The organism is Rhizobium sp. C4, from assembly GCF_021026315.1.
GTDB lineage: Bacteria > Pseudomonadota > Alphaproteobacteria > Rhizobiales > Rhizobiaceae > Ensifer_A.
Map to the genome: position 1 here is coordinate 212,589 of NZ_JAJNCX010000002.1, position 23,222 is coordinate 235,810.

Annotated in this window: 20 protein-coding genes; 9 read left to right on the forward strand and 11 right to left on the reverse strand. The window is 62.3% G+C overall.

Annotated features, from left to right (window positions below; translation table 11 throughout):
• Positions 1-24: 24 nt before the first annotated feature.
• Positions 25-2,331, reverse strand: a complete 2,307-nt coding sequence (locus tag LQK84_RS04595) for a CaiB/BaiF CoA transferase family protein (RefSeq protein WP_230827473.1) — start codon at positions 2,329-2,331, stop codon at positions 25-27.
• 236 nt (positions 2,332-2,567) lie between these two features.
• On the opposite strand from LQK84_RS04595, the gene LQK84_RS04600 reads away from it, so the two are divergent.
• Both LQK84_RS04600 and LQK84_RS04605 read left to right on the forward strand, forming a co-directional pair.
• Entirely contained in the window at positions 2,568-3,638 is a 1,071-nt protein-coding gene (locus LQK84_RS04600) for an NAD(P)H-dependent flavin oxidoreductase (RefSeq protein ID WP_269071805.1), read from the forward strand.
• A 29-nt stretch (positions 3,639-3,667) separates the two neighbouring features.
• On the forward strand, positions 3,668-4,084 hold the full coding sequence (locus LQK84_RS04605; protein WP_230827475.1) for an FAS1-like dehydratase domain-containing protein: 417 nt from the start codon (positions 3,668-3,670) through the stop codon (positions 4,082-4,084).
• 36 nt (positions 4,085-4,120) lie between these two features.
• On the opposite strand, the gene LQK84_RS04610 is transcribed toward LQK84_RS04605, so the two are convergent.
• Genes LQK84_RS04610 through LQK84_RS04635 form a run of 6 tightly spaced genes read right to left on the reverse strand, consistent with a single transcriptional unit; the run spans position 4,121 to position 9,291 of the window.
• Positions 4,121-4,918, reverse strand: coding sequence for an enoyl-CoA hydratase/isomerase family protein (locus LQK84_RS04610; RefSeq protein ID WP_230827476.1), 798 nt, complete (start codon positions 4,916-4,918; stop codon positions 4,121-4,123).
• Positions 4,919-4,920: 2 nt separating this feature from the next.
• A complete protein-coding gene (locus tag LQK84_RS04615) occupies positions 4,921-5,691 on the reverse strand; it encodes an enoyl-CoA hydratase-related protein (RefSeq protein WP_269071806.1) in 771 nt (256 codons plus the stop codon).
• Positions 5,688-6,608 (reverse strand): DMT family transporter, encoded by a 921-nt coding sequence (locus LQK84_RS04620; protein WP_230827477.1) that lies wholly within the window; start codon positions 6,606-6,608, stop codon positions 5,688-5,690. The genes LQK84_RS04615 and LQK84_RS04620 overlap by 4 nt, the downstream gene beginning before the upstream one ends.
• A gap of 49 nt (positions 6,609-6,657) precedes the next feature.
• Complete coding sequence (locus LQK84_RS04625; protein WP_230827478.1) at positions 6,658-7,455, reverse strand: crotonase/enoyl-CoA hydratase family protein; 798 nt, start codon at positions 7,453-7,455, stop codon at positions 6,658-6,660.
• Entirely contained in the window at positions 7,445-8,473 is a 1,029-nt protein-coding gene (locus LQK84_RS04630; protein WP_230827479.1) for an NADPH:quinone oxidoreductase family protein, read from the reverse strand. Before LQK84_RS04630 ends, LQK84_RS04625 begins: the two co-directional genes overlap by 11 nt.
• A gap of 2 nt (positions 8,474-8,475) precedes the next feature.
• Positions 8,476-9,291, reverse strand: a complete 816-nt coding sequence (locus LQK84_RS04635) for an enoyl-CoA hydratase (protein WP_230827480.1) — start codon at positions 9,289-9,291, stop codon at positions 8,476-8,478.
• A 162-nt stretch (positions 9,292-9,453) separates the two neighbouring features.
• On the opposite strand from LQK84_RS04635, the gene LQK84_RS04640 reads away from it, so the two are divergent.
• Positions 9,454-10,425 (forward strand): NAD(P)H-dependent flavin oxidoreductase, encoded by a 972-nt coding sequence (locus LQK84_RS04640; protein ID WP_230827481.1) that lies wholly within the window; start codon positions 9,454-9,456, stop codon positions 10,423-10,425.
• Between the two features lie 28 nt (positions 10,426-10,453).
• On the opposite strand, the gene LQK84_RS04645 is transcribed toward LQK84_RS04640, so the two are convergent.
• Entirely contained in the window at positions 10,454-11,992 is a 1,539-nt protein-coding gene (locus LQK84_RS04645; RefSeq protein WP_230827482.1) for a class I adenylate-forming enzyme family protein, read from the reverse strand.
• 164 nt (positions 11,993-12,156) lie between these two features.
• Here LQK84_RS04645 and LQK84_RS04650 point away from each other — a divergent pair, with 164 nt between their 5' ends.
• Both LQK84_RS04650 and LQK84_RS04655 read left to right on the forward strand, forming a co-directional pair.
• Positions 12,157-13,203, forward strand: a complete 1,047-nt coding sequence (locus tag LQK84_RS04650) for an NAD(P)H-dependent flavin oxidoreductase (RefSeq protein WP_230827483.1) — start codon at positions 12,157-12,159, stop codon at positions 13,201-13,203.
• Between the two features lie 83 nt (positions 13,204-13,286).
• Positions 13,287-14,813, forward strand: a complete 1,527-nt coding sequence (locus tag LQK84_RS04655; RefSeq protein ID WP_230827484.1) for a class I adenylate-forming enzyme family protein — start codon at positions 13,287-13,289, stop codon at positions 14,811-14,813.
• A 69-nt stretch (positions 14,814-14,882) separates the two neighbouring features.
• On the opposite strand, the gene LQK84_RS04660 is transcribed toward LQK84_RS04655, so the two are convergent.
• A complete protein-coding gene (locus LQK84_RS04660) occupies positions 14,883-16,301 on the reverse strand; it encodes an aldehyde dehydrogenase family protein (protein ID WP_230827485.1) in 1,419 nt (472 codons plus the stop codon).
• Between the two features lie 176 nt (positions 16,302-16,477).
• Here LQK84_RS04660 and LQK84_RS04665 point away from each other — a divergent pair, with 176 nt between their 5' ends.
• On the forward strand, positions 16,478-18,601 hold the full coding sequence (locus LQK84_RS04665) for an acetate--CoA ligase family protein (protein ID WP_230827486.1): 2,124 nt from the start codon (positions 16,478-16,480) through the stop codon (positions 18,599-18,601).
• Positions 18,602-18,666: 65 nt separating this feature from the next.
• Here the strand turns inward: LQK84_RS04665 and LQK84_RS04670 are convergent, their stop codons facing one another.
• Both LQK84_RS04670 and LQK84_RS04675 read right to left on the reverse strand, forming a co-directional pair.
• Entirely contained in the window at positions 18,667-19,467 is an 801-nt protein-coding gene (locus LQK84_RS04670) for an enoyl-CoA hydratase/isomerase family protein (RefSeq protein WP_230827487.1), read from the reverse strand.
• Positions 19,468-19,519: 52 nt separating this feature from the next.
• Entirely contained in the window at positions 19,520-20,659 is a 1,140-nt protein-coding gene (locus tag LQK84_RS04675) for an iron-containing alcohol dehydrogenase (protein ID WP_230827488.1), read from the reverse strand.
• A gap of 198 nt (positions 20,660-20,857) precedes the next feature.
• Between LQK84_RS04675 and LQK84_RS04680 the strand changes: the two genes are divergently transcribed.
• The 3 genes from LQK84_RS04680 to LQK84_RS04690 are packed head-to-tail and all read left to right on the forward strand — an operon-like array spanning position 20,858 to position 23,174.
• Positions 20,858-21,235, forward strand: a complete 378-nt coding sequence (locus tag LQK84_RS04680) for a Zn-ribbon domain-containing OB-fold protein (protein WP_230827489.1) — start codon at positions 20,858-20,860, stop codon at positions 21,233-21,235.
• A complete protein-coding gene (locus LQK84_RS04685) occupies positions 21,232-22,389 on the forward strand; it encodes a thiolase (protein ID WP_230827490.1) in 1,158 nt (385 codons plus the stop codon). Before LQK84_RS04680 ends, LQK84_RS04685 begins: the two co-directional genes overlap by 4 nt.
• Positions 22,386-23,174, forward strand: a complete 789-nt coding sequence (locus tag LQK84_RS04690; RefSeq protein ID WP_230827491.1) for an enoyl-CoA hydratase/isomerase family protein — start codon at positions 22,386-22,388, stop codon at positions 23,172-23,174. Before LQK84_RS04685 ends, LQK84_RS04690 begins: the two co-directional genes overlap by 4 nt.
• Positions 23,175-23,222: the final 48 nt, after the last annotated feature.

Consider the following 23,222-nt stretch of genomic DNA (forward strand, 5'->3'; position numbering starts at 1 on the left):
CAACAAGGTTCATCATCGAATGTGTCAGGGTTCGCTCTGGAGGGGTGGAACGACCACCACCGCCTTTGATTCAAGCAGCGGCTCCGGCTTGATGCCGAGTTCCGACAGGATGTCCGGCCCCTCCATGGAAGGTCTCAGCGGCTGTCCGGGAACGAGCGGCGTCCGCGACATGTTCGGAATGGGGCCGATTGTGATGCTGCGGCCACCGTCCGGATGGGGTCGGTCGAGATAGATGCCCCGCATCGCGGCGCTCGGGTCTGCCATCACCTGCTGCACGGTCTGAACACGATGGACGCCGATCTGGTGCGGCAGGAGACGCGCCGACCATTCATCGACTGTCGCGTGCTGCAAGCGATCCTCGAGGCATGTTTCAAGCGCGCCGGCTTCCAGCGCGCTCACACCTTCCAACCCCTCAATGTGTTTGAGCGCTGGAAGCTTTTCCGGACGCGCGGCCACGAACATCCAGCCGTCCGATGCCTTGTAGCAACGGTGCAGCGGGCTGCTGCCAAGGCTTTCCTGCCCGCGCGGCTCGCTCCAGCTTTTGCCGTCATAGGTGTTCATGACGATGGACTGGAGCAGCGAGGCCGTGAAGACGAGGCCGGTCGAGACCTGCTGGGCAGGTGCCGTCTTTCCCTCGGCTCTCAAGCTGTTGCGATGATAGACGGCGAGCGCGACCCCGAACGAGCCGGTGAGCGCCGTGCCATAATCGTTGACGGGGAAGGGTTCCATGGCCGGAACGCCGTCGCCGAAGCGTTCCATCATTCCGGTTGCCGCCTGCGCCTGGTTTTCATAGCCCGGACGCCAGGCCCAAGGGCCATCAAGCCCGTAGAGCGAATAGGAGATGTAGATCACATGCGGATTGAGCTCCCGCAGCTTGTCGAAGCTGATCCCCATCTTGTCGGCAACGCCAAGCCGAAAATTCTGCAGGAAGAGATCACAATTCCCGGCCAGCGCTTCCAGCACCGGCTGCGTGCCGGGTTTCTTCAGGTCGAGAAACATGCTGCGCTTGCCGCGATTGACATCGGGACCGGCGCCAACACCGTTTGGATCGTCTATCTTGATGACGTCAGCACCAAACTCGGCGAGTGTTCGCCCGCAGGCAGGGCCGACAAGCACGGAGCCAAGATCGACGAGCCGCAGCCCGGCCAGCGGCGGCCGGTTGTCCGGTTCAGTGGCAAGCGGAAGCGAGAGCGGCGGCCGTGTCTCGAGTTCAGACAGGATTTCATCGCGATGTTGATCGGGAAAGGGCGCCGGCCGCGTGATCGCTCCGGGCGTCTCACTCAGGCGCGCCTGAATGCCGGGTTGTAGCATCGGACCCAGCTCGGGGTCGTTGATCTCCACGATGCAGCCCGACTCGCGTGCCTCCTGAAGTTCCATCCACTCCTGACTGGTGCGAACCATGGCGATCGGGACGCCGGCGCGGTTCAGGGTCTCTTCCCACTCCACAGCCGGGCGCGCGGCGAAAAGGGCTTCCATGCGGGAAAGAAGTTCCCGGACCTTTACGGGGTCGGTGCGGAAGACCTTGTTGATATCGTTCATGAAGGGCTGGCCGAGCCAGTCTTCGACCCCGGCCCCCTTCAGGAAGGCGCGGACATGCTTGCCGTGATAGCAGAGCATATCGACCCAGCGGCCGTCAGCGCATTGGTAGCTTCGAACCCAGGGCGTTCCCGGCAGGCCTTTCCATTTCGGGCTGCCGATCGCCATGAATGTCGCGTCGTGGAGCGGAACCTCGATATGCTGCCCGCGCCCGTCTCTCTGACGCGCCACCAGGGCCATTGCGATACTGAGCGCGCCCATGCAACCGGCATATACGGAGGAAACGGGCGTCATCGTATAGATCGGACGCCCGTCATCGGCGGGGAGTTCACGCCTGCCGCCATCGGTGCGCAGCCGCTGGGCCTTGAGCAGGAAATTGCCGGTCGCCGCACCAAGCATGCCCTCCCACCCCGGCATGGCGGCGCGCGCGTCGCTGCTCGCGAATCCCGGCAGGCTGCACCAGACGAGATGGGGGTGAAGGCGCGTCAACTGATGCGGGTCGAGGCCGAGCCGGGTCATGACACCCGGCCGGAAGTTCTCGATGACGACATCGGCGCCTGCGATGAGGCGTCTTGCGATATGAAGATCGGCGACCTGTTTGAGATCGAGCACGATGGAGCGCTTGCCCCGGTTCCACATGGCGTTGCCGGGGCCTTTCATGAAAGGCCCGCCCGGCGGCTCGACGCGGATGACATCGGCACCGTGATCGGCAAGCTGCATCGCCGCCAGCGGTCCGGCGATATATTGGCCGAAATCGATGACCCGCAGGCCCTGAAGCGCTCCTGTCCCAACCATGGATTATCGATCATCCCCTGAAAGCTCGTGAGCAAAGATTAGTTGCTTCGTGAAGCGTGGCCAGTTCTTTGCGGGCGGGGCCTCCAACACGTCACATACATGTTGAAAGGCAGGATGCAGGCCTTCGAAGGTCGATTTGAGCAGCGTCCCGTCGCGCGCGTGATTAAGTCGGTAGCCAATGCGAAGCCGCTGCGAATGACGCCACGGCCGCCATGGTCATGACGAAAGGGTGACGGATGCCTGTGACATCGCGAGGACCGGATTTTTCTCTCAATACCGACTTTACCCGGCTCGTGGGTGTCCGCTTTCCCATCATGAACGCGGGAATGGGCTGGGTTTCGCTGCCGAAAATGGTAGCCGCCGTCTCGAATGCAGGCGGGCTCGGGATGCTGGGGGCGGGCGTTCAGCCGCCGTCGGTCGTCGCCGAGCAAATCCGCGAGATCCGCGCGCTGACCGACAAACCGTTCGGCATCAATTGCCCGCTTGCCCTGCCGAACGCGGTCGAAAACGCCAGGCTGGCGCTTCTTGAAGAGGTGCCGGTGATCAACTACTCAATGGGACGCGGCGACTGGATTGCCGAAGCGGCGGCGCGCTATGGCGGCAAGACGATTGCATCGGTCAACTCCGTCAAGCTTGCGCAGAGTGCCGAGCAGCGCGGGGCTGATGCCGTGATTGCAACGGGGTTTGAAGCCGCAGGTCATGCCGGCGAAATCGGCACCTTCGTGCTTCTTCAGAGGCTTCGCGAAGTGCTGACCATCCCGATTGTCGCCGCCGGCGGGGTCGCCAGCGGTGCGGGGCTCGTTGGCGCTCTGGCGCTGGGGGCAAGCGCCGTTTCTCTCGGAACCCGCTTTGCCGTGTCGGCGGAAAGCACCTGGCACGACAATTTCAAGCAGACCGCCCTTGGCAAGGATGTTCATGACACGCTTGTTTCGGAGAAGTTCGGCGGCTCGCCCAACCGTCTGATGCGCACGCCGCAGGCAGAGAAGATCCTTGCCTCGCAACTCAACCCGATCTCGGCCTTTCTCTATTCCTTCAAGATCGCCCGGCAGATGGATGTCTCCTATCTCAAGCTTGCCGCCGACACGTTGCGCCAGGGGCCGAAGCGGGCTTTCGACATGCTGAGCATGGCGTCCATGCAACGTTACAATCGCCTCAGTTTCGAGGGCGATGTGACGAAGGGGACGATCCATGCAGGCCAGAGCGTCGGCCTTCTGCATGACGTTCCGGACAGCGCCGACATCATTCGCCGGATCCTGTCCGAGGCAGAGGAAACGATGGCACGTCTCAACAGGACGTTTGCAGGTTGAAACGCGCTGCAGGTCAAAGGGGGGCGATCATGACCGATGTGATTGGGGAACGGTTTCTTTCCGAGCAGGAGAAGCGCCATGGCGCGCCGAAGACCGAGCGGGTCGAGGCCGGACGTGTCCGTGACTTTCTGGCGGCGATCGAAGCCGGACCATTCGATCCGGCCCTGCCTGTCCCGCCGCTTTTCCTGCTGACGCTCGGCCGAACGCGGCGACCCCATCTTGACCGTCTTCCGGGCGGAACGGTCAACGCCAATGATGCGTTCGAGTTTTACGAGGACGTCTTCGTCGGAGACGAAATCACGATCGAAACGAGAATGGTTTCGGTCGAGAAAAAGGCCGGCAGCAAGGGCGACCTCTATCTCATTACCGCAGAGAAACTCTATCGCAGAACGCCGAAAGGCGAGCTGGTTGCCAAACGCACCAACAGCGTTCTGCGCTGGGAATAGTGGCGGCAGCTCTTATCTGCTCTGCCGCCACCTGCCTTATTTTCCGGTGAAGACCGGCTTGCGCTTCTCGAGAAAGGCATGTGCCGCCTCTGCATGGTCCGCCGAGAAGTGGGACATCAGCTCAAGTCCGCTATGGGCCTCGATGACCGCTTCGAACTGGCTGCGCAACACCATGTTGATCGCCTGCTTGGTCGAATTGATTGCGAAGCTCGCGCCCGAGGCCAGGCGCTCGGCCATGCCATAGGCGGTTTCATCAAGCTTGTCGGCAGGCACCGCACGCGTGATCAGGCCGATTTCGGCTGCATCCTTGGCGATGATCGGATCGCCTGTCAGCAGATACTCGCGGGCCCGCTGGTAGCCGATCAATTGCGGCCATATCAGCGCGCCGCCATCGCCTGCGGTATAGCCGACAGCGACATGGGGATCGCCGAGCTTGGCGGTTTCGACGGCATAGGTCAGATCGCAGAAGAGTGCCAGGGTCGCGCCAAGGCCGATGGCATGGCCGTTGATCCGCGCGATGATGGGCTTTTCAAGCCGCAGCAGTCCGTAGAGCATGTCGGAGGCTTCGCGCATGGCAAGGACTGCAGCCATGGGCTGGTCGAGCAACCGGACCATCTCGTTGACATCGCCGCCGGCCGAAAACGCCCGGTCGCCGGCGCCGGTGACGACCACGACCTTGGTGTCCGGATCCTGGTTGATCGTGATGAAAACCGTCTTCAGGTCTTCATGCATGCCGGCGGTGACGGCATTGGTCGGTGGTGCGTCCAGGGTGATGGTCAGGACACTGCCGCGCGATGAGAACTTAAGGTGCTTGTATCTGTCGTAAACGCTCATGCTCATTTTCCGGTAAAGACCGGCCTCCTCTTTTCGATGAATGCCATCGACGCTTCCCTGTGGTCTTGCGAGCGCGTCAAAATGCGGCTGCCTTCCCGCTCCAGCGTCAGTGCCGCGGCGAGCGGCGCTTCGGCGCCATGGTTGACGACATCCTTGATCTGGCGAACGGAAAGCGGTGGTTGTTCTGCAATGCGCTGCGCCACGGCAAGAGCTGCGGCGAGGGCTGTTCCCGCTTCAACAACCTCGCTCACCAGCCCCATGTCGGCAGCCTCCCGCGCGGAGAAGCGGTCTCCGGTCAGCAGATAGCGCATGGCCTTGAATTTGCCGACCGCGCGCGGGAAGCGTTGCGTTCCTCCATTGCCGGGCAGGATGCCGAGCCGCACTTCCGGGAAGGCGAACTCGGCCTTCTCTCCGGCAATGATGATGTCGCAGAGCATTGCGAATTCGGCGCCGCCGCCAAGCGCGATACCGTCGACCGCCGCGATCAGCGGAACCCGGCAGCTTGAAAGCGGCGCCCAGATCCGTTGCGAGACAAAGGCGCTGTCCTCGCGGTTGGCCGATTCCGGAAACTCCTTGATATCGCCACCGGCCGAAAAGCAGGTCTCGTTTCCCGTGATCACGATTGCCCTTGTGTTGGGATCGCCATCGCTTTCCAGGATGGCCGCCGCGATCGCCTTGCGCAGTGCCAGGCTGAGCGCGTTGCGGGCCTGCGGTCGGTTCATCCGCAGGATGCGAACGTGGCCGACAATGTCCGTAATCAGGTCTTGCGTCATGGCGTCGGTGTCTCCTCCGCGAGGCGTTGGCGTCCAAGCCGGTGCTCGCGACGTGCGACCACGATGCCGGCTGCAATGATGAGCGCTGCGCCCGCGAATGTCGAAGCGCTTGGATGTTCCCCGAAGAAGAACATGCCGATCAGCGTGGCCCAGAGCAGGGTTGAATATTCGAAGGGTGCGATCAGTGAGATCGGCGCATATTTGTAACATGCCGTCAGCAGCAGCTGCCCGAGACCGCCCAACGCACCGATGCCGATGAGCATGAGCCACTGCAGCGGATCAGGCCAGAGCCAGCCGAAGGGCATGGTCGCAAGCGCCATGAGCGACGAGAAGAACGAGAAATAGAAAACGATTGAGGTCGGGGATTCCGTGCCGGACAATTGCCGGATCTGGATGAGCGAAAAGGAGAAACAGATGGCATTGCCGAGGCAGCAGGCGATGCCGATCAGGGCTGCGGTGTCATAGCTGCCGCTGAGCTTCGGCAGCATGATGATGAGAACGCCGACGATGCCGACAATGACGGCCGTGCCTCTCCAGATGCCGACAGTCTCTTTCAGAACCAGCATTGCGAGGATGACATTGAGGATCGGCGTCAGATAGAGAATGGCTGTCACATCGGTGAGCGGCAGGTAACGCAGCGCAACGAACCAGAAACCGAGCGCGCCGCAGCCGAGTATCGAGCGAACGAGATGGCCGTCTGGCCGTTTCGTCTTCAGGCTTTGCAGTTGGCCTCGAAACGCCAGTGACACGAAAAGAACCGGAACGATGACGAAGGAGCGGGCGAACAGGATCTGTCCGGTGGGCAGCGCATCGGCTGCTTTGACGAGGCCCGCCATGGCGACGAAACACAAGGCAGCCATCATGCGCATGCCGATGCCCAGATAGACACGGCCGGCCAGTTCGTGTCGCGTATTCATGCCACCAGTCGCTTCCACGCTGCGTGCCTCTCTTGATTGCCGGGGTCGACTAGCGCCCCTTGAAGCGGGGTGGGCGCTTCTCCCGGAAGCTGTCGACGCCTTCCCTGGCGTCTTCGCTCCCACGCAGCCGCACTCGAATATCGTCAAAGCCCGCGATAGCGGCCGCCGGTCCGTCTTCCAGTGCCGCGCGCGCGTTGGCCATGGTGGCTTCCACGGCAAGCGGTGCAACGGTGTGTGCGATCTTCAATGCGATCTCGCGGGCGCGATCGAATTCCTGCCCGGCGGGGACGACTTCCTGCACGAAATTGAACCGCAGCGCCGTTTCGGCGTCCCATTCGTCGCCGGTCAGGAGATAGCGCATGGCATTGCCCCAACCGGCCCGCTCGACCATCCGGATCGTCGCGCCGCCTGCCGCCATGATGCCGCGCTTCACCTCCATCTGGGTGAAGCGGCAGTTGTCTGCGGCAATCACGATATCGGCGGAGAGCATCATTTCCACGCCGACTGTGTAGCAGATGCCCTTGACCGCGACCACGAGCGGCTTCTTGCGGAAAGGCGGGCGCAGGTTCCAGACATCAAGCGCATCAGAAGGGTAGGGGGATTCTCCGCGCGCCCACACCTCGGCGAGCTTCGGAAGATCAAGCCCTGCGGTGAAATTGGCGCCTTCCGCGTAGACGAGCCCACAGCGCGCTTCAGGGTCCTGGTCGAACGCGGTGAGGGCGTAAGCATATTCGCGCAGCATTTTCGGCGTGAAGCCGTTGAGCTTTGCGGGACGGTCTATGCCGATCAGCCGCAGCGCACCTTCGCTGCACACATTGATCCGGCCATCGCTATTGTCATCGGTCATCAGATACCTCCCCAAATCCCTGCAAGACGATTTTTCCAACTGCCCGACGGGAGGCGATCTTTTCGGCTCCCTCGGCAAACTTCGAGAACGGCAGCACGCTGTCGATCTCTGCTTCCATTTTGCCGGCGGCCAGCGCCTCGAATGCGTCTTCAATGCCGGCGGCAAGTTCGGGGTCGCGCAGGCGGAAGAGCCGATCAAGGGTTGAGCCGAGCACGACGAGATCCTTGACCAGAACATAGTTGGCCGGAATTTGAGGGATTTGGCCCGACGCGAAGCCGACAACCACATATCTGCCGCCGGGCACGAGGCAGCGGATTGCACCTTCGAAGGCATCTCCACCCACGACATCCACCACGGCATCGACGCCCCTGAGCCCCTGCTCCAAAAGCGCCTCCTTCATGCCGTTGCGCGAAGGCTCCAGCTTGTCCGAGCGCAGCACGATTTCGGCCCCCAATCTCCTGGCGGCCGCCTCTTTCTGGTCGGACGAGACGAGTGCGACGACGCGGGCGCCGAGATGGCGGGCGTACTGAATGCCAGCCGATCCGACGCCCCCGGTTGCTCCCGTCAGCAGGACCCATTCGCCCGGTTTCAGCCTGGCGCGCAGGCGCATTGCGCCGACGACCGTCGCGATGACCGTGCCGCATGCCGCCCCGTCGGCGAAGCCGATCCTGTCCGGCAGGCGAATGCAGCTCCAGTCCGGTGCAGCAACATATTCGGCAAAGGCACCGAACTGAGGCTGCGCCGCGACGCGGTCTCCGACCTTGAAGCCCCGAACGTCGGCACCCGTGGCTATGATCGTACCGGCCACGTCGCGGCCCGGCACGAAGGGAAGGGCCGGCTTGACCTGATATTTGCCCTCGATCATCAGCAGATCGGGAAAGTTGATCGCGGCGGCCTCGGTGCGGATCAGGACCTGATCGGCCATGGGCTGCGGTCGGGCGCTGCGGCCGAAATGCGCCTCTCGCCAGTCGCCATAGGCCGAGACGATGACGGCGCGCATGTCTTCTTCGTCTGCCATGATCACTCAGCCTCGCCGGAAAAATTCGGCGCGCGCTTTTCCTTGAAACTGGCCGTGCCTTCCTTGAAGTCGGCGCTGACATTGCTGATCATCATGTCCTGATTGGCCATGCGGACCGCTTCGGCGAGGTCCTGGAAGGGCGCCTCGTAAACCTGTTCCTTCAGCACGCGCAGCGAACGAGGCGAGCACCAGACGGCCATTTCCTTCGCATAGGCATAGGTCTCTTCCGCCAGTTTTTCAGCGGGAAAAATGCGATTGACGAGGCCAAGTTCCTTTGCCTCCGGGGCGTGAAACTTGCGGGCGGAAAGGAGCAGTTCCAGCGCATTCGCGTGACCGACGATCAGCGGCAGCATCCATGACATTCCATACTCGCCGGAAAGGCCGCGGCGCGCGAAGGCTGTGGTGAAGACGGCGCTGTCGGCTGCAAAGCGGATGTCGCAGCAAAGTGCGTAGACGAGGCCGAGACCGGCGGTCGCGCCGTTCAGCATGCCGATCACCGGCTTGCTCAGCCTCGGGAAATAGGTGTGGCGGGTCTGGTAGTCCGGCCGCTTGTTCATGTCGAAAGGCCGGGGCAGTTTTGTAATCAGCTGCTTCGGCGTCTGGCCGCCGAAGCCGGAAATGTCGCCGCCGGCGCAAAAGGCACGACCGGCGCCCGTCAGCACGATGACGCGCGTGCCGCGGTCTGCATCCGCCTGCCACATCGCGTCATACAGTTCGGCGACAATCTCATCGTTGAGACTGTTCATCTGCTCGGGCCGGTTCAGGGTGATCGTCGTCACGCCGTCAGCGGTGTCGTAAAGAATTGTCTTGAAGCTCACAGTCTGCCTCCCGTCTTCGGACCCTTTATCGCTGCCCTTTGCGGAAACCGCCACCGGGTCGAGAGGTGGCCAACCGTCAAATTACATATGTGCAGCTTGGAAGGTCCGGATTTGCCGTCGCGGCAAAGCAATCCACTGTTGGGGGAAAGATACGAGGACATCATGCTTTCCACATCCATGACCGACATGTTCGGGATCGATTATCCGATCATGCAGAGCGGGTTTCGTTACATCTCCCGTGCGCCCTTTGTCGCCGCCGTTGCCAATGCGGGCGCGCTCGGCACACTTTCGGCGCATACGCAGCCGACGGGCGAGGCGCTGCGAGAAGAAATCCACGAGACGCGGCGTCTGACGGAACGCCCGTTCGCCGTGAACCTCACTCTGCTGCCGGCCAACATCGCCTCCTATCCCTATGACGATTATGTCGCGGTGATCATTTCCGAGGGTATCGGCATCGTCGAAACGTCCGGCGCAAAGCCGGCCGCCTATATCGAGCGATTGAAGAAGGCTGGCGTGAAGGTCATCCACAAATGCACTTCCGTGCGTCATGCGCTGTCAGCCGAGAAATATGGTGCCGATGCGGTCTGCGTGACGGGCTTCGAGTCGGCCGGTCATCCCGGTGAGGATGATGTTCCGAGCCTGGTCCTCGTTCCCCGCGTCGTCGACGAGGTGAAGATCCCGGTGATTGCTTCGGGGGGATTTGCCGATGGGCGCGGGCTTGCCTCCGCATTGGCGCTTGGCGCGGTCGGCGTGAACATGGGGACGCGTTTCCTCGTCACCCAGGAAAGCCCGATCCATGCGGATGCAAAGGCCGGTCTTGCCGCAGCCAGCGAACGAGACACGACACTGATTGCCCGATCGCTCGGCGATTCCGTCAGGGTGCTGAAGACCCCGGCGACTGAAGAGGTGCTGGAGCTTGAGCGCGCCGGTGCAGACAAGACCGCGCTCTTCCCATTGATCGCGGCGGACGTTTGGCATCAGGCGCTCACATCAGGGCGGCTCGCCGATGCGCCCGTGCCTTCCGGTATTGCGCTTGGGCTCATCCACGACGTCCCGACCTGCAAGGACCTCGTTCAGCGCATGATGGCGCAGACCGTTGCAACCATCGACCGGCTCGGCAATCTCAAAATCTGAAAGACGTTTTCGGTGCTGGAGCTGGATATTACAATCCGGCGCCGTAGCGCTCGCGCAGGATCACCTTGCTGACCTTGCCGCTCGGCAGTCGCGGAAGCTCTTCGACAAAGATAACCGACTTGGGGCATTTGTAGCGGGCGATCAGGCTGCGTGCGTGTTCGATCATCTCCTGCTCGGTCGCCTGCTGGCCGGGGGCCAGGACGGCGATTGCCTTGACGGATTCGCCCCATTTTTCGTCCGGAACGCCGATCACGGCGACATCCGACAAAGCCGGATGGGTGATCAGCGCTTCCTCGACCTCGCGGCAGTAGATGTTCTCGCCACCCGAGATGATCATGTCCTTCTTCCGGTCGACCAGAAAGATGAACTTCTCCTCGTCCATGTAGCCGATGTCGCCCATGTGGAACCAGCCGTCGCGCAGCGTTTCCGCCGTCGCCTTGTCGTTGTTCCAGTATCGCATGAGCGCCGTGTCGGACCGGACGACCACTTCACCGGCGACGCCCACAGGGCATTCATGGCCTTTTTCGTCGAGGATGCGGATGTCCGCGTCGGTTGCCGGCTGCCCGACGGAACCAAGCCGCCTGATGTCGTCTTCCGTGCCGTCGATCTTGTGCTGATGGGGATAATGACAGGAGCAATTCGTCTCGGTGGAGCCGTAGCCATTGGCAAAGACCGGCCCGAAAACCGCAAGCCCGCGCTTGAGAACCGGAACGGGCATGGGGGCGGCCGCATAAAGGATTGTGCGGACGCTCGACAGGTCGTGGTTGCCGATTTCCGGAGCGTCGAGCACGTTCTGGACCATGACGGGTGCCAGATGCAGATGCGTGATCCGCTCCGCCTCGATGGTTCTGAGGATACGCTGGGGATCGAAGCTGCGGTGCATGTAGACCGCGCCGCCTTTCCAGAAGGCGCCGACATATTGGCTTCTCGAGCCGGCGTGAAAGAACGGCATCATCAGCAGTTGCCGGCTTGCGCTGGTCGTCCCCAGCTGTCCCGCCATCACTTCGGCAAGCCGCGCCTCGCCCCATTGGGAGCGCAAGACGCCCTTCGGCCTGCCGGTTGTGCCGCTCGTATACATGATGAGCGCGCCATCGTCCTGCCTTGCGCGGAAGGGCGGACCGTCCGGCGATCCGGCGGCAATGACGTCTTCATAGGAGGCAGCCCAGGCCGGGATGTCCGGGCCGAGGCAGATATACTGCTCGATGGTGAGGCTGTCGCGCAAACCGTCGATCATCCCGGCATATTGCGCCTCGAAAATCAGCGCCTGCGGCGCGGCGTCGTTCAGAACGTAGAGGATTTCGGGGGCGGCGAGCCTGAAGTTGACGGTCGTCGTGATGTAACCAGCCCGCTCGCAGGCGCTGTAGACCTCGATATATTCCGGCGTGTTCATCGCCAGGATGGCAACGCGATCCTGCCGCTTTGCGCCACCTTGATGCAGCCCATGCGCCAGCCGGTTGATCCTGTCCCAATGCTGGCCGAAGGTCTTGACCTGATCGTCAAAGACGATGGCGGGTGCATTCGGAAACAGAGAGGCGTTTCGCTCGTGAACGTCGGCAAGTAGTTTCATGAAATCCTCCGGATCGCCCTTCTAGCATCGAAACGAAGGCTGGAATCCAGAAGTGCAGGCCGCTCTCCCGGCAGACAACACAAATGTAATGTGTTTGGGCGGGGTACTGGCTGCCGCCGCGGGACCGGCGGAAAACTGAGCCTCATCGACATGACGAGGGTGCCATGAGGCCGCAGATTTTCCAGACTTCCATCACCGAGCTTCTCGGGATCCGCCATCCATTGCTGTGCGGAGGGCTCGGACCCGGTGTCTCCGACGGCCGCTATGTCGCCGCCGCGGTCAATGCGGGCGGAATGGGGTTCATCGTTGCCACGGGCCATGACGACCCGGCCCAGTTCGAGGAAGAACTGAAAATCTGCCGCGATCTGACGGGTGGAAAGCCTTTCGGCGTCAACCTCTACATTTCCCGCTTTGCCGGCGGCGCGGACCGGGTCAGCAAGCAGCTTCCGCTTCTGGAAAAATACGGAGTGACCTGCGTGGAAACGGCGGGCGCAAGTCCTGAACCCATCATTCCGATGCTCAAGGACATGAACATCAAGGTGCTGCACAAGGTTCCAGCCGTCCGATACGTCCAGACGGCCGTGCGCGCGGGCGCCGATGCGGTCATCATCGTCGGCTCGGAATGTGGCGGCCATCCCGGCATCTACCAGATCGGTTCGATCGTGCAGGCGACGCGCGCCGCCGAGATCGCCGGCATTCCCGTCATCGCGGCCGGTGGTTTCGGCACGGGCCGCCAGCTGGTGGCGGCGCTTTCCATGGGATGCGATGCCATCCTCATGGGCTCGCGCATGATGGTCTCGTCGGATCTCTGGGTCCATGACGACTACAAGCGCCGCGTGGTCGCCGGAGACGGCACGGAAAGCAAGATCGTCAAGCAGCTCCTGGGCGATCACCACCGGGTCCTCGACAATGACAGCGCCAAAGCCGTGCTGGCACTTGAAGATGCCAAGGTCACCGATTTCGAGCAATATCGCCCGCATGTCTCGGGATCTCTCACCCGCGAGGCCTACCACACCGGCGATTTTTCGAAGGGCATGCTCGACTATGGTCCGGCGGTGGTGTTCGCCGACGAGATCAAGTCCACGGAGGCGATCTTCGACGAGATCCTCGACGACGCCGTGACGGCGCTTGATCGCGTCAATACGCTGCGCCTGCCGGCGGCGAACGCCGCGACGGCAGCAGAGCGGCACGCATGGCGCCTGCGAAACTGACGATGGGGCTCGCCTCAAGGGGTGAACCAGCAAAGTCGAGACCAATGGCAACCCAGATACGGAGCGGCAACGATATGAGCGCCATGCCAAACTTAACAACAACGACGGGCGAGCGCGCTTTCGATCTGGTTCGCCGCTGGGCACAAGACACACCTGACGCAGCGGCGCTTCTCAGCGGATCGAGCAGCCTGAGCTATGCCGATCTGGAGCGGGCTGTCGGAGAAACGGCGCGGTTTCTGACAGAGCAGGGGGCAAGGGCAGGCGACCGGATCTTCATCGTTGCGGAAAACGATCTCGTCGCACCTTTGATGATGTTCGCAGCCCAGGTGCTGGATGCCTGGCCCTGTATCGTCAATGCACGGGTGGCGGCCACGGAAATGGAGGCGCTGCTTCCGGTCGTCGATCCGCGCTTGGTCATCATCGCGCCGACGCCGTCCAGGGAAGCAGCCACGTTCAGTGGACGTGTCGGCACGACAGTGGTGGATGCCGGTGCTGCCGGCGAGGTTTCGGTGGCGACCCTGCGATGTGGGGAGCCCGAGCCGGTCAAGCAGGACCCTGCGGAGCAGACGGCGCTGATCCTTTTCACCTCGGGCACGACCGGCCTGCCGAAGGCGGTCATGCTCAGCCATGCGGCGCTCGTCGGCATTGGCAGGACACTGGCGCAAGTCCGACAGGTCCGGGCCGGCGGACGCTATGACGGCGGATCGCCGCTTTCGCATGTGATGGGGATCAGCACGCTGATGTCCTCAATGGCCGGAGGTGCCAGCCTGTCCTTCACCGGCAGGGTCAATGTGCCGGACGTGGTGCAGCGGATTGCCGACGGTTCGCTGACGCATCTGTCCTTCGTGCCAACGGTCTATGCGCGCATCGTCGATCACATCCTGACCGAGGGGGTCGACATTTCGCGCTCGCGCCTTGAATATATATCATCCGGCGGCGCACCCCTCGACCCGACCCTGAAGGCCGCAATCGAGCGGCTTTTCCGTGTCCGGCTGGTCAACGGATACGGCATGACCGAATGCTGCCCGGTAGCACGAACGAAACCCGATCGAGACTATGATCATGACAGTATCGGCTATGCGGAACCCGGCGCGGCGGTCCGCGTCGTCCGTGAGGATGGCAGTGACGCGGCAGCCGGGGAAACAGGCGAATTGTGGGCGCAGGCGCTTGGCATGATGCAAGGCTATTACCGCAATCCGCAGGCCACGTCGGAAGCGCTGCGCGATGGCGGCTGGATCGCGACGGGCGACCTTGCCACCCTCGCCGAGGACGGCGAAATCCGCATCGTCGGGCGCAAGAAGGAAATGATCATCCGCTCCGGCTTCAATGTCTATCCCGCCGAAGTCGAGGCCGCGATCAACCGGCATGCCGGTGTGCTGCAGTCGGCAGTGCTTGGCGTCAAGCGGCCTGATGGCAACGAGGAAGTGGTCGCGTTCGTCCAGCCCCGGCAAGATCTTGAGGTCGCGGAAGATGACCTGCTGCGCCACTTGCGCGCTGAACTCGCGCCTTACAAGATCCCGACGCGCGTCTTCATGCGTGAGGCGCTGCCGCTCGGGTCGACGGGCAAGATCCTGAAGCGCCAGCTGCTTGATGAATTGCTGGCGGGCTGACCTCGAAAGAAAACCGCCCGCCACGGCCTTTAAGGGCTCTGGGCGGGCGGTTTGATTCCTGGCAGGCTTTCAGAATTGCAGGGACTTTGTCTCGACGAATTCCTCGATGCCGAATTCACCCAATTCGCGGCCATAGCCTGATTGCTTGAAGCCACCGAAGGGCGCGAGTGCATTGAAGCGGCCGCCATTGATCTCGATCTGGCCCGTCCGGATGCGCCGTGCCGCTGCCGTTGCCCGTTCTTCGCTTCCAGCCCAGACCGAACCCGAAAGCCCGTAACGGGAATTATTGGCAATCGCCACCGCATCATCGTCGTCTCTGGCCGTCAGGATCGCGAGCACGGGACCGAACACCTCCTCCTGCGCCAGGGTTGCATCGGGGGAGACATCGGCGAAGATGGTGGGCTTGACGTAGTAGCCGCCGTCCAGTCCCTCCGGCGCGTCTGCCCCTCCCGTCACCAGCGTCCCGCCTTCATTCTGCGCTGTCTGGATCAGATGCCGGATACCTTCCCGCTGCTTGTGGGAAATCACCGGGCCGAGGCGGGTTGCCGGATCGAGCGGATTGCCAAGCACGAAGGCGCGCGTGGCCTCACGCGCGATTTCGACTGCTTCGTCTTTTCTGGCCTGCGGGACGATCAGGCGCGTCAACGCCGAGCAGGTCTGCCCGGAATTGAGGAAGCAGGCGTTCACGGTGGCTTTCACCGCTTTGGCAAGATCGGCATCCTCCAGCACCACGGCTGCGGACTTGCCGCCGAGTTCCAGCGAAATTCGCTTGATCTGGCTGGCCGCCTCGCGGGCGAGCATGGCGCCGGTCTTGGTCGAGCCGGTAAAGGAGATCATGTCGACATCGGGGTGCGTGGCCAGATGCAGGCCGATTTTCGCGCCGGGGCCGGTCACGACGTTGAAGATGCCGGCAGGCGCACCAGCCGCCTCGAAGAGATCGGCCAGAAGAAGGGCATTGAGGGGCGCGAGGTCGGCTGGCTTCAGGACCACCGTGCAGCCGGCGGCAAGGGCAGGGGCCACTTTCGCGGCGATCTGATGAAGAGGATAGTTCCACGGCGTGATCGCCGCAACGACGCCAACGGCTTCCTGGATGACGGTGGAATTGCCGACCTTTCGTTCGAAGGGAAACGCATCCGCGATCCGCGCCGTGTTCTGAAAACTCTGCAGCGGAAGACCGACCTGGATCATCTTGGCGAGCTTTAAAGGCATGCCGACTTCCAGCGTGATGGCCTTCGCAAAATCGTCCTGACGCTCTTCAAGCATCGCCCCAACCTTGGCAAGGACAGCCGCGCGCTCGGCGACTGACGTCGCCATCCAGCCGGCCAAAGCGGCCTTTGCCGCGGCAACGGCCGCATTGACTTCGGTGGTCGTGCCTGCAGAGATTGTTGCGACCGTTGATCGGTCGGCGGGGTTTTCGACGGATGTACCACCCATGGCGCCGGTCCAGACACCATTGATGAAATGGCCTTTATCGTTCCAGATGTTCATAATTGCCTCTTCCGCTTTTCTGCATTCGAAGCTTCATAGCGGATACACGCTTTCGCGTGAGCACGCGGCAGTCTCTGATCACATATGAGCTTTGAGCGGGGGCCGAACCGATTTACCAATGACTTCGGCGCCGGCGGCGGCAAGAAATGAGATGCATTATCATCTCGAGGCAAGACATGACATTTCAGACGTTCCGGCCGGATCCCCGGCTCGACAAGCTCCTCAATCCGCGTTCCGTCGCCGTCGTTGGTGCATCCGATGATCCGGTGCGGATTTCCGGCCGGCCGCTTGCCTATCTGAAGAAACATGGTTTTGCCGGGGCGATCTATCCGATCAATCCGAACCGCGAGACCGTTCAGGGCGTCAAGGCCTATCCGTCCCTGATGGACCTGCCGGAAGCGCCGGATGTGGCCATCATTGCGATCCCGTCGCAACATGTTCTCGCGGCCGTCGCCGACGCGGGCCGAAAAGGCGTGGCGTCCGCCATCATCATGTCCTCCGGATTTGCGGAAGCAGGCGGCGACGGTACCGCCGCGCAGCAGGAGCTGGCTCGGCTCGGTCGGGAAGGCGGCGTCCGGCTACTTGGACCGAACTGTGTCGGCCTGTTCAATGCCACAAGCCGCTTCTATGGAACGTTCACCCAGTCGCTCGATGGCGGTGTGCCGCCTGCGGGTGGCGTTGCGGTCGTCTCGCAAAGCGGTGCCTATGGCGGCTATATTGCCTATCTCGCCCGTGAACGCGGCCTTGGGGTCAACTACTGGATCACCACGGGCAACGAGGTGGACGTCGATGCAGCCGATGCGATCGGCTGGCTGGCCCTGCGCGACGACGTGAAGGTCATTGCGGTCTATCTGGAGGGTGTCCGCAACGGGCCAGCCTTCATTCAGGCATTGGCAACCGCACGCGCCGCGAAAAAGCCGGTTGTCGTGATGAAGGTCGGCCGGTCCGAGGCCGGCGCCATTGCCGCATCGTCCCACACAGCCTCCTTGGCGGGCACCGATGCGGTATATGATGCCGTGTTCCGCGAATATGGCGCATTCCGTGCCCGCACGACGGAAGAGCAACTGGATATTGCCGAGGCCTGCCTTGCCGGCAAGTTCCCGGCTGGCAACCGGCTGGGCATTGTCACGCTCTCCGGTGGCGTTGGCGTGCAGATGTGCGATGCGGCGGAAACCTACGGGCTCGATGTCGCGCCGATGCCCAAACCGGCGCAGGAGAAACTTCGCGCGCTGCTGCCTTATGCAGCGGTTGCCAATCCCATCGACACGACGGCGCAGGTCATGAATGACATGTCGCTCGTGTCGAAGAACCTGGAGATCGTGCTGCGGGATGGGGGCTACGATTCACTGATCAGCTTCCTCACCACGGTGCCGGCGGCACAGGCCTATGGAACCAAGCTTCGCGACGCGATCCTGGCGGGCGTGGCAGCCGGCGGTGGCGACAGGCTGGCCGTCTTGTGCATGGCTGCGCCCCAGAATGTGGTGAAGTCCTATCAGGAGGCCGGCTTCCTCGTTTATCAGGATGCCGACCGTGCGGTTCAGGTCGCAGGTGCACTGACCCATTTCGGCCGGTCTTTTGAGGTCGAGCAGAAGCACATCGATGTCGCGGCGGCGCCGCGCTTCCAAACGGAAGCCGATGCGCTGTCGGAACATGAGGCCAAGGCGGTGCTTGCCAAGGCTGGAATTCCCTTCCTGCCGGAGCGGCTTGCGGCAACGCGCGATGCCGCGGTTGCGGCTGCCCGCGAGGTGGGGTTTCCGCTCGCGATGAAGATCGTGTCCGGCGACATTCAGCACAAGTCGGATATCGGGGGTGTCGTTCTGAACATCGCCGATCCCGAAGCTGCAGCGGTTGCCTTCGAGACGATCATGGCCAATGCGCGCAGGCATATGCCGGACGCTCAAATCGACGGCGTGCTTGTCGCGCCCATGGCGCCGCAGGGAATAGAAACGATCATCGGGGTGATGCGCGATCCGGTCTTCGGTCCGGTTGTCATGTTCGGACTTGGCGGGGTGCTGGTCGAGGTCCTCAAGGACGTGACCTTCAGTGTCGCGCCCTTCGATGAGGTTGAAGCCCTGGCCATGATCCGCCGGATCAAGAGCTATCCGTTGCTGGAAGGCGTGCGAGGCGCCGGTCGCTCCGACATCGAGGCGCTGGCAAAGGTTCTTTCGGCAGTTTCGCATTTCGCGGCCAGAAATAGCGACACGATCGAAAGTCTCGATCTGAACCCCCTGCGGGTCTTGCCCGGCACGCAAGGGACCGTCGCGCTTGACGCGGTCATCGTGCCGAGGAAGTCGGTATAGAGAGCAAGTTAAAGCGAAGGCGACGCCTGGAATGCGTCGCCTTCGCCAAAAGAGAGTTTGCCTCTTCAGGGTTTCGGCTGCTTGCGCCGTTGCTTTGCAATGAACTCGGAGGCGATGGCGTGATGTTCCTCGCTGAGCGTGGCGGCCAGCTGGCGTCCGAGTGTTGCGTCCAGCATCTCGGCGGCGTTTCGGTGCAGATAGAGGTTCATCAGCTTCTTCGTCTCGCGCAGCGCATTGGCCGGCTGAGCCAGCATCTTGTCTGCGAGAGCCCGCGCCTCTTCCATCAGGAGCTCCGGCTTCACCACCCGGTTGGCCAGGCCGAACTCGACGGCCTGTTGCGGCGTGATCCGATCCCCCGTGAAGATCAGCTCCTTCGCTTTCAGGAGACTCGTATAGAGCGGCCAGGAGATGGAGATCCCGTCGCCGACTACCAGTCCGATATTGATATGCGGTTCCGCCATGAACGCGTTTTCAGACATGAGGACGATATCGCTGAGTGTTGCCAGCGTCGCGCCCCAGCCGACAGCCGGCCCGTTGACCGCTGCGATGATCGGGATGGGCACGTCGATAAAGCTATGGATCGTCCGGCGGGCGTTTTCCTGGACACGGCGTGCAAAGCCTTCGTCTTCCAGCGTCTTGACGAAATGCCCCATGTCCCCGCCGGCGCTGAAGGCCCGGCCGGCTCCGGTCATGATGGCGACGCGGGCGTCCGTGTCTTCCGCCAGGGTTTGAAACAGCCTGGGAAAGGCAAACAGCATCTCCGTCGTGGATGCGTTCATATCGGCCGGACGATCGAGCGTGATCAGGCGCAACGGCCCTTCAATCTCCACTTTGAGCCCGTCCGGCAGGTCATAGGCGTTTTCCATTCTTCCTCTCCATCAAACCAAAACCGCGGCCGCATTTTCACGAGCAGTTCGATCAGCCGGAAAGGGATGATTGCAGCAGCATCCGGTAGTCTTCGGCAGACGGTCTGATGGGGTTGGTCAGCGTCGAGACGTCGTCCACGGCATAAGCCACCATCTCTTCGACATCGTCGGCGGAGACGCCCATGGCGCCCAGATTTGCGGGAATCCCCAGCCGTTGGTTCAGCGCGACAATCGCATCGGCGATGTCGGCGCCGGATTTCAATCCCATCGCCGAAGCGAGCACGTCCAGCTTAGCCGTCACATGCGGTGCGTTGAACCGGAGGACCGGCGGCAGGAGCACGGCATTCAACGTGCCGTGATGAAGCTTTAGCCGCTCGATACGGCCGGCGGCGTGGCTCATGGAATGGACGGCGCCAAGGCCCTTGGTAAAGGCCAGCGCACCCTCGATCGCGGCCATCATCATGTCGCCACGCGCTGCCAGGTCGCTGCCGTCGGCAACCGCTCGCTCCAATGCGCCATCGCCGATGGCCCGCTTGAGGCCGTCGAGACCGATCGCATCGGCGATCGGGTTGAAGAGCGGGGAGAGGTAGGCCTCGATGCAGTGGGTGACGGCATCCATCCCTGTCGCGGCGGTCAAGGACCGGGGCAGTTTGAGTGTCAGCTCGGGGTCGCAGATCGCCACATCGGGGATAAGGTAGGGACTGGCAATCGTGGATTTCCGACCGTCCGCTGTCACGATGACCGTGCCGACGCTGACTTCCGTTCCCGTCCCTGCCGTCGTCGGGATCGCGATCAGCGGTCCAACCTTGCCGATCTTGCCCTGACCCTTGCGTGCCGTTTCGTACTGGGCGAGTGGTTCGGGATGGCTCGCCAGAAGATTGACGGCCTTGCCGAGATCGATCGGCGACCCGCCGCCGATGGCAACAATGCCGTCGCAGCTCTCCGCGCGATAGGTCTCCAGCGCCGCCTTCACAGCGGCTTCGGTCGGGTTGGGCGGCGTGCCGTCATAGACGATCCAGGCCAGGCCCTCCGGCCAATGCGCCTTAACCTGATCGAGAATCCCCGCGGCGGCAATGCCCTGATCCGTGCAGATCAGCGGACGCTTCACGCCCAGTTTCTGCAGTTCTGCGCCTATTCTTTTGATGGCGCCGGCCTCGTACCACACTCGATTGACGAACTGGAGCAGCGGCATGGTGATCCTCGCATGTAGATTGATTGGGGGGCATCGACTTGGCCCGTAGCCCAAATTAAGGGGCCGATCAGCGTTCTGGATAGAAAAGAGTGCGCCTGCCTTTGCGGCAACGCATATATGCTTTCGGCAGCGACCGGACTCCCCAGGGAGACCGCTTTCAGACATTGAAAAGCGAGAGCAATCAGAACCGTGGACGTCATGGACCAGATCAGACCAGAACGCGACTACGAAGCCTTCCTCGCCGAGGGGCGCTTCATGATCCAACGCAGCCGCTCGAGCGGTGCCTATGTGTTTTATCCGCGGGTAGCCGAGCCGCGCACGGGTGCCAGAGACCTGGAATGGGTCGAAGCCAGTGGCGACGGCATCGTCTATTCCGTGACCGTCGTGCGCAAACGCCCCCCGGAGCAGGATTACAATGTCGTCCTCATCGATCTTGCCGAAGGGCCGCGCATGATGTCGCGCGTGGTTGATATCGAGCCTTCCGCCGTCAAGATCGGCATGAAGGTGAAGGCGAAAATAGCCTCGGAAGACGGCAAGCCGCTCGTCGTCTTCGCACCCGTGGGAGATCAGGCATGAGCAGTGGTGCATTTCCGCGCGGTGGTACCGCGTTCGTCGCCGGTGCGACCTATGGCATGGGCGAAGCCCCCGGCTATGATTCGCTGGACCTTGCCGTTCATGCCAGCCTGAAGGCGCTGGACATGGCGGGCATGACGCCTGCCGATGTTGACGGTCTTTTCGTTGCACTTCCATCCGACATGATGTCCCAGCTGTCGATGGCGCAATATCTCGGCATCCAGCCCCGGGTCATGAGCAACAATCGGGTCGGCGGATCGTCATTCCAGACCTACGCGCATATGGCCGCTCTGGCGCTTGAGGCCGGTGAGTGTGACGTCGCGCTGATCGCCTATGGCAGCAACCAGCGCACGGCTTCCGGCAAGCTGGTTGCCAGCACAAGGCCCTCCATCTATCAGGGCCCCTACAAACCGCTGTTGCCGATCTCGGCCTATGCGCTTGCCGCCTCCCGGCACATGCACGAATACGGCACGACGCGGGAGCAACTGGCGGAAGTCGCTGTTGCCGCACGCAAATGGGCCAATCTCAATCCGGATGCCTTCATGCATGGTGATCTGACGATCGAGGATTGCCTGAATGCCCGCATGGTCTCGGATCCTTTCACCAAGAATGATTGCTGCCTTGTCACCGATGGTGCCGCGGCCGTCGTGATGACGCGCGCTGATCGCGCCAAGGATCACGCGGCCCGCCCGGCCTATCTGCTGGGCGCGGCATCGGCGACGACGCATATGGAGATTGCGTCCATGCCGGATCTGACCGTCACGGCTGCCGTCGAATCCGGCCGTCGTGCCTATGCCCATGCAGGCGTCGGGCCGAAGGATATCGATGTGGCGGAGGTCTACGACGCGTTTACGATCAATACGATCCTGTTTCTCGAAGACCTCGGTTTCTGCCCGAAGGGCGAGGGGGGACGGTTCGTTGAAGGTGGTGCGATTGCGCCGGGCGGAAAGCTTGCCGTCAACACCAATGGCGGTGGTCTGTCCTGTGTCCATCCCGGCATGTATGGCCTCTTCACCATGGTCGAGGCGATGGAACAGGTCATGGGGATTGCCGGCGATCGTCAGGTCAAGGATGTCAACCTTGCCTTGTCGCATGGCAATGGTGGAACATTGTCGAGCCAGGCCACGCTTATTCTCGGATCGGAGGCAACATTGTGAGTGAAGATACCGACGCGCCCGTCAGGATAGAGTTCAAAGGTCCCATCGCGATCGTGACGATGGACAATGCAAAGACGAAGAATGCACTGTCTCCGGAAATGATCCGCGATCTTGGCGATCGGTTCGAGCAGTTGATGGGCGACTGGAACTGCCGCGCCATCGTGCTCACCGGCGCCAATGGAGCCTTTTGCTCAGGCGGCGACGTCTCGCGCATGCAGCGGGACCGGCAGGTTCTCGACACGCGCACCTATATCGGCGGCGCGCATCGCATCTTGCGCGCCATGGTCAATGGGGCCAAGCCTGTGATTGCGGCCGTTGAAGGCGCGGCCATCGGGGCGGGCATGTCCTTGGTGGCAGCCTGCGATTATGCGGTAGCGTCACAGAGATCGAAGTTCTGCGCGGCCTTTGCCAAGGTAGGCCTTGCCCCCGATTCAGGGCTTTACTGGACATTGCCGCAGAGGGTCGGCCTCGGTCGCGCCAAGAAGCTGATCATGCTGGCAAACACCTTTGCCGCAGCAGAGGCGGAGCGCATTGGCCTGGTTGACGAAGCGGTCGACGACGGAACGGCGCTGACGCGCGCCATCGTAGTGGCGGAAGAATTTGCCGCTGCCGCGCCGTTGTCGATTGCCGTGACCAAGGCCGTTTACGCCGATGGCGTGCTGACGCTGGATGACGCGTTCCGTGCCGAGCGGGATCATCACCCCATGCTGGTGCGCAGTGCCGACCACCTGAACGCAATCGACGCATTCCGTGAAAAGCGCCAGCCGAAATTTGAAGGAAAATAGCCGGGCGACAGACCTCCCAAGACTTGACCGGCAGACCCCGGCGCCTCA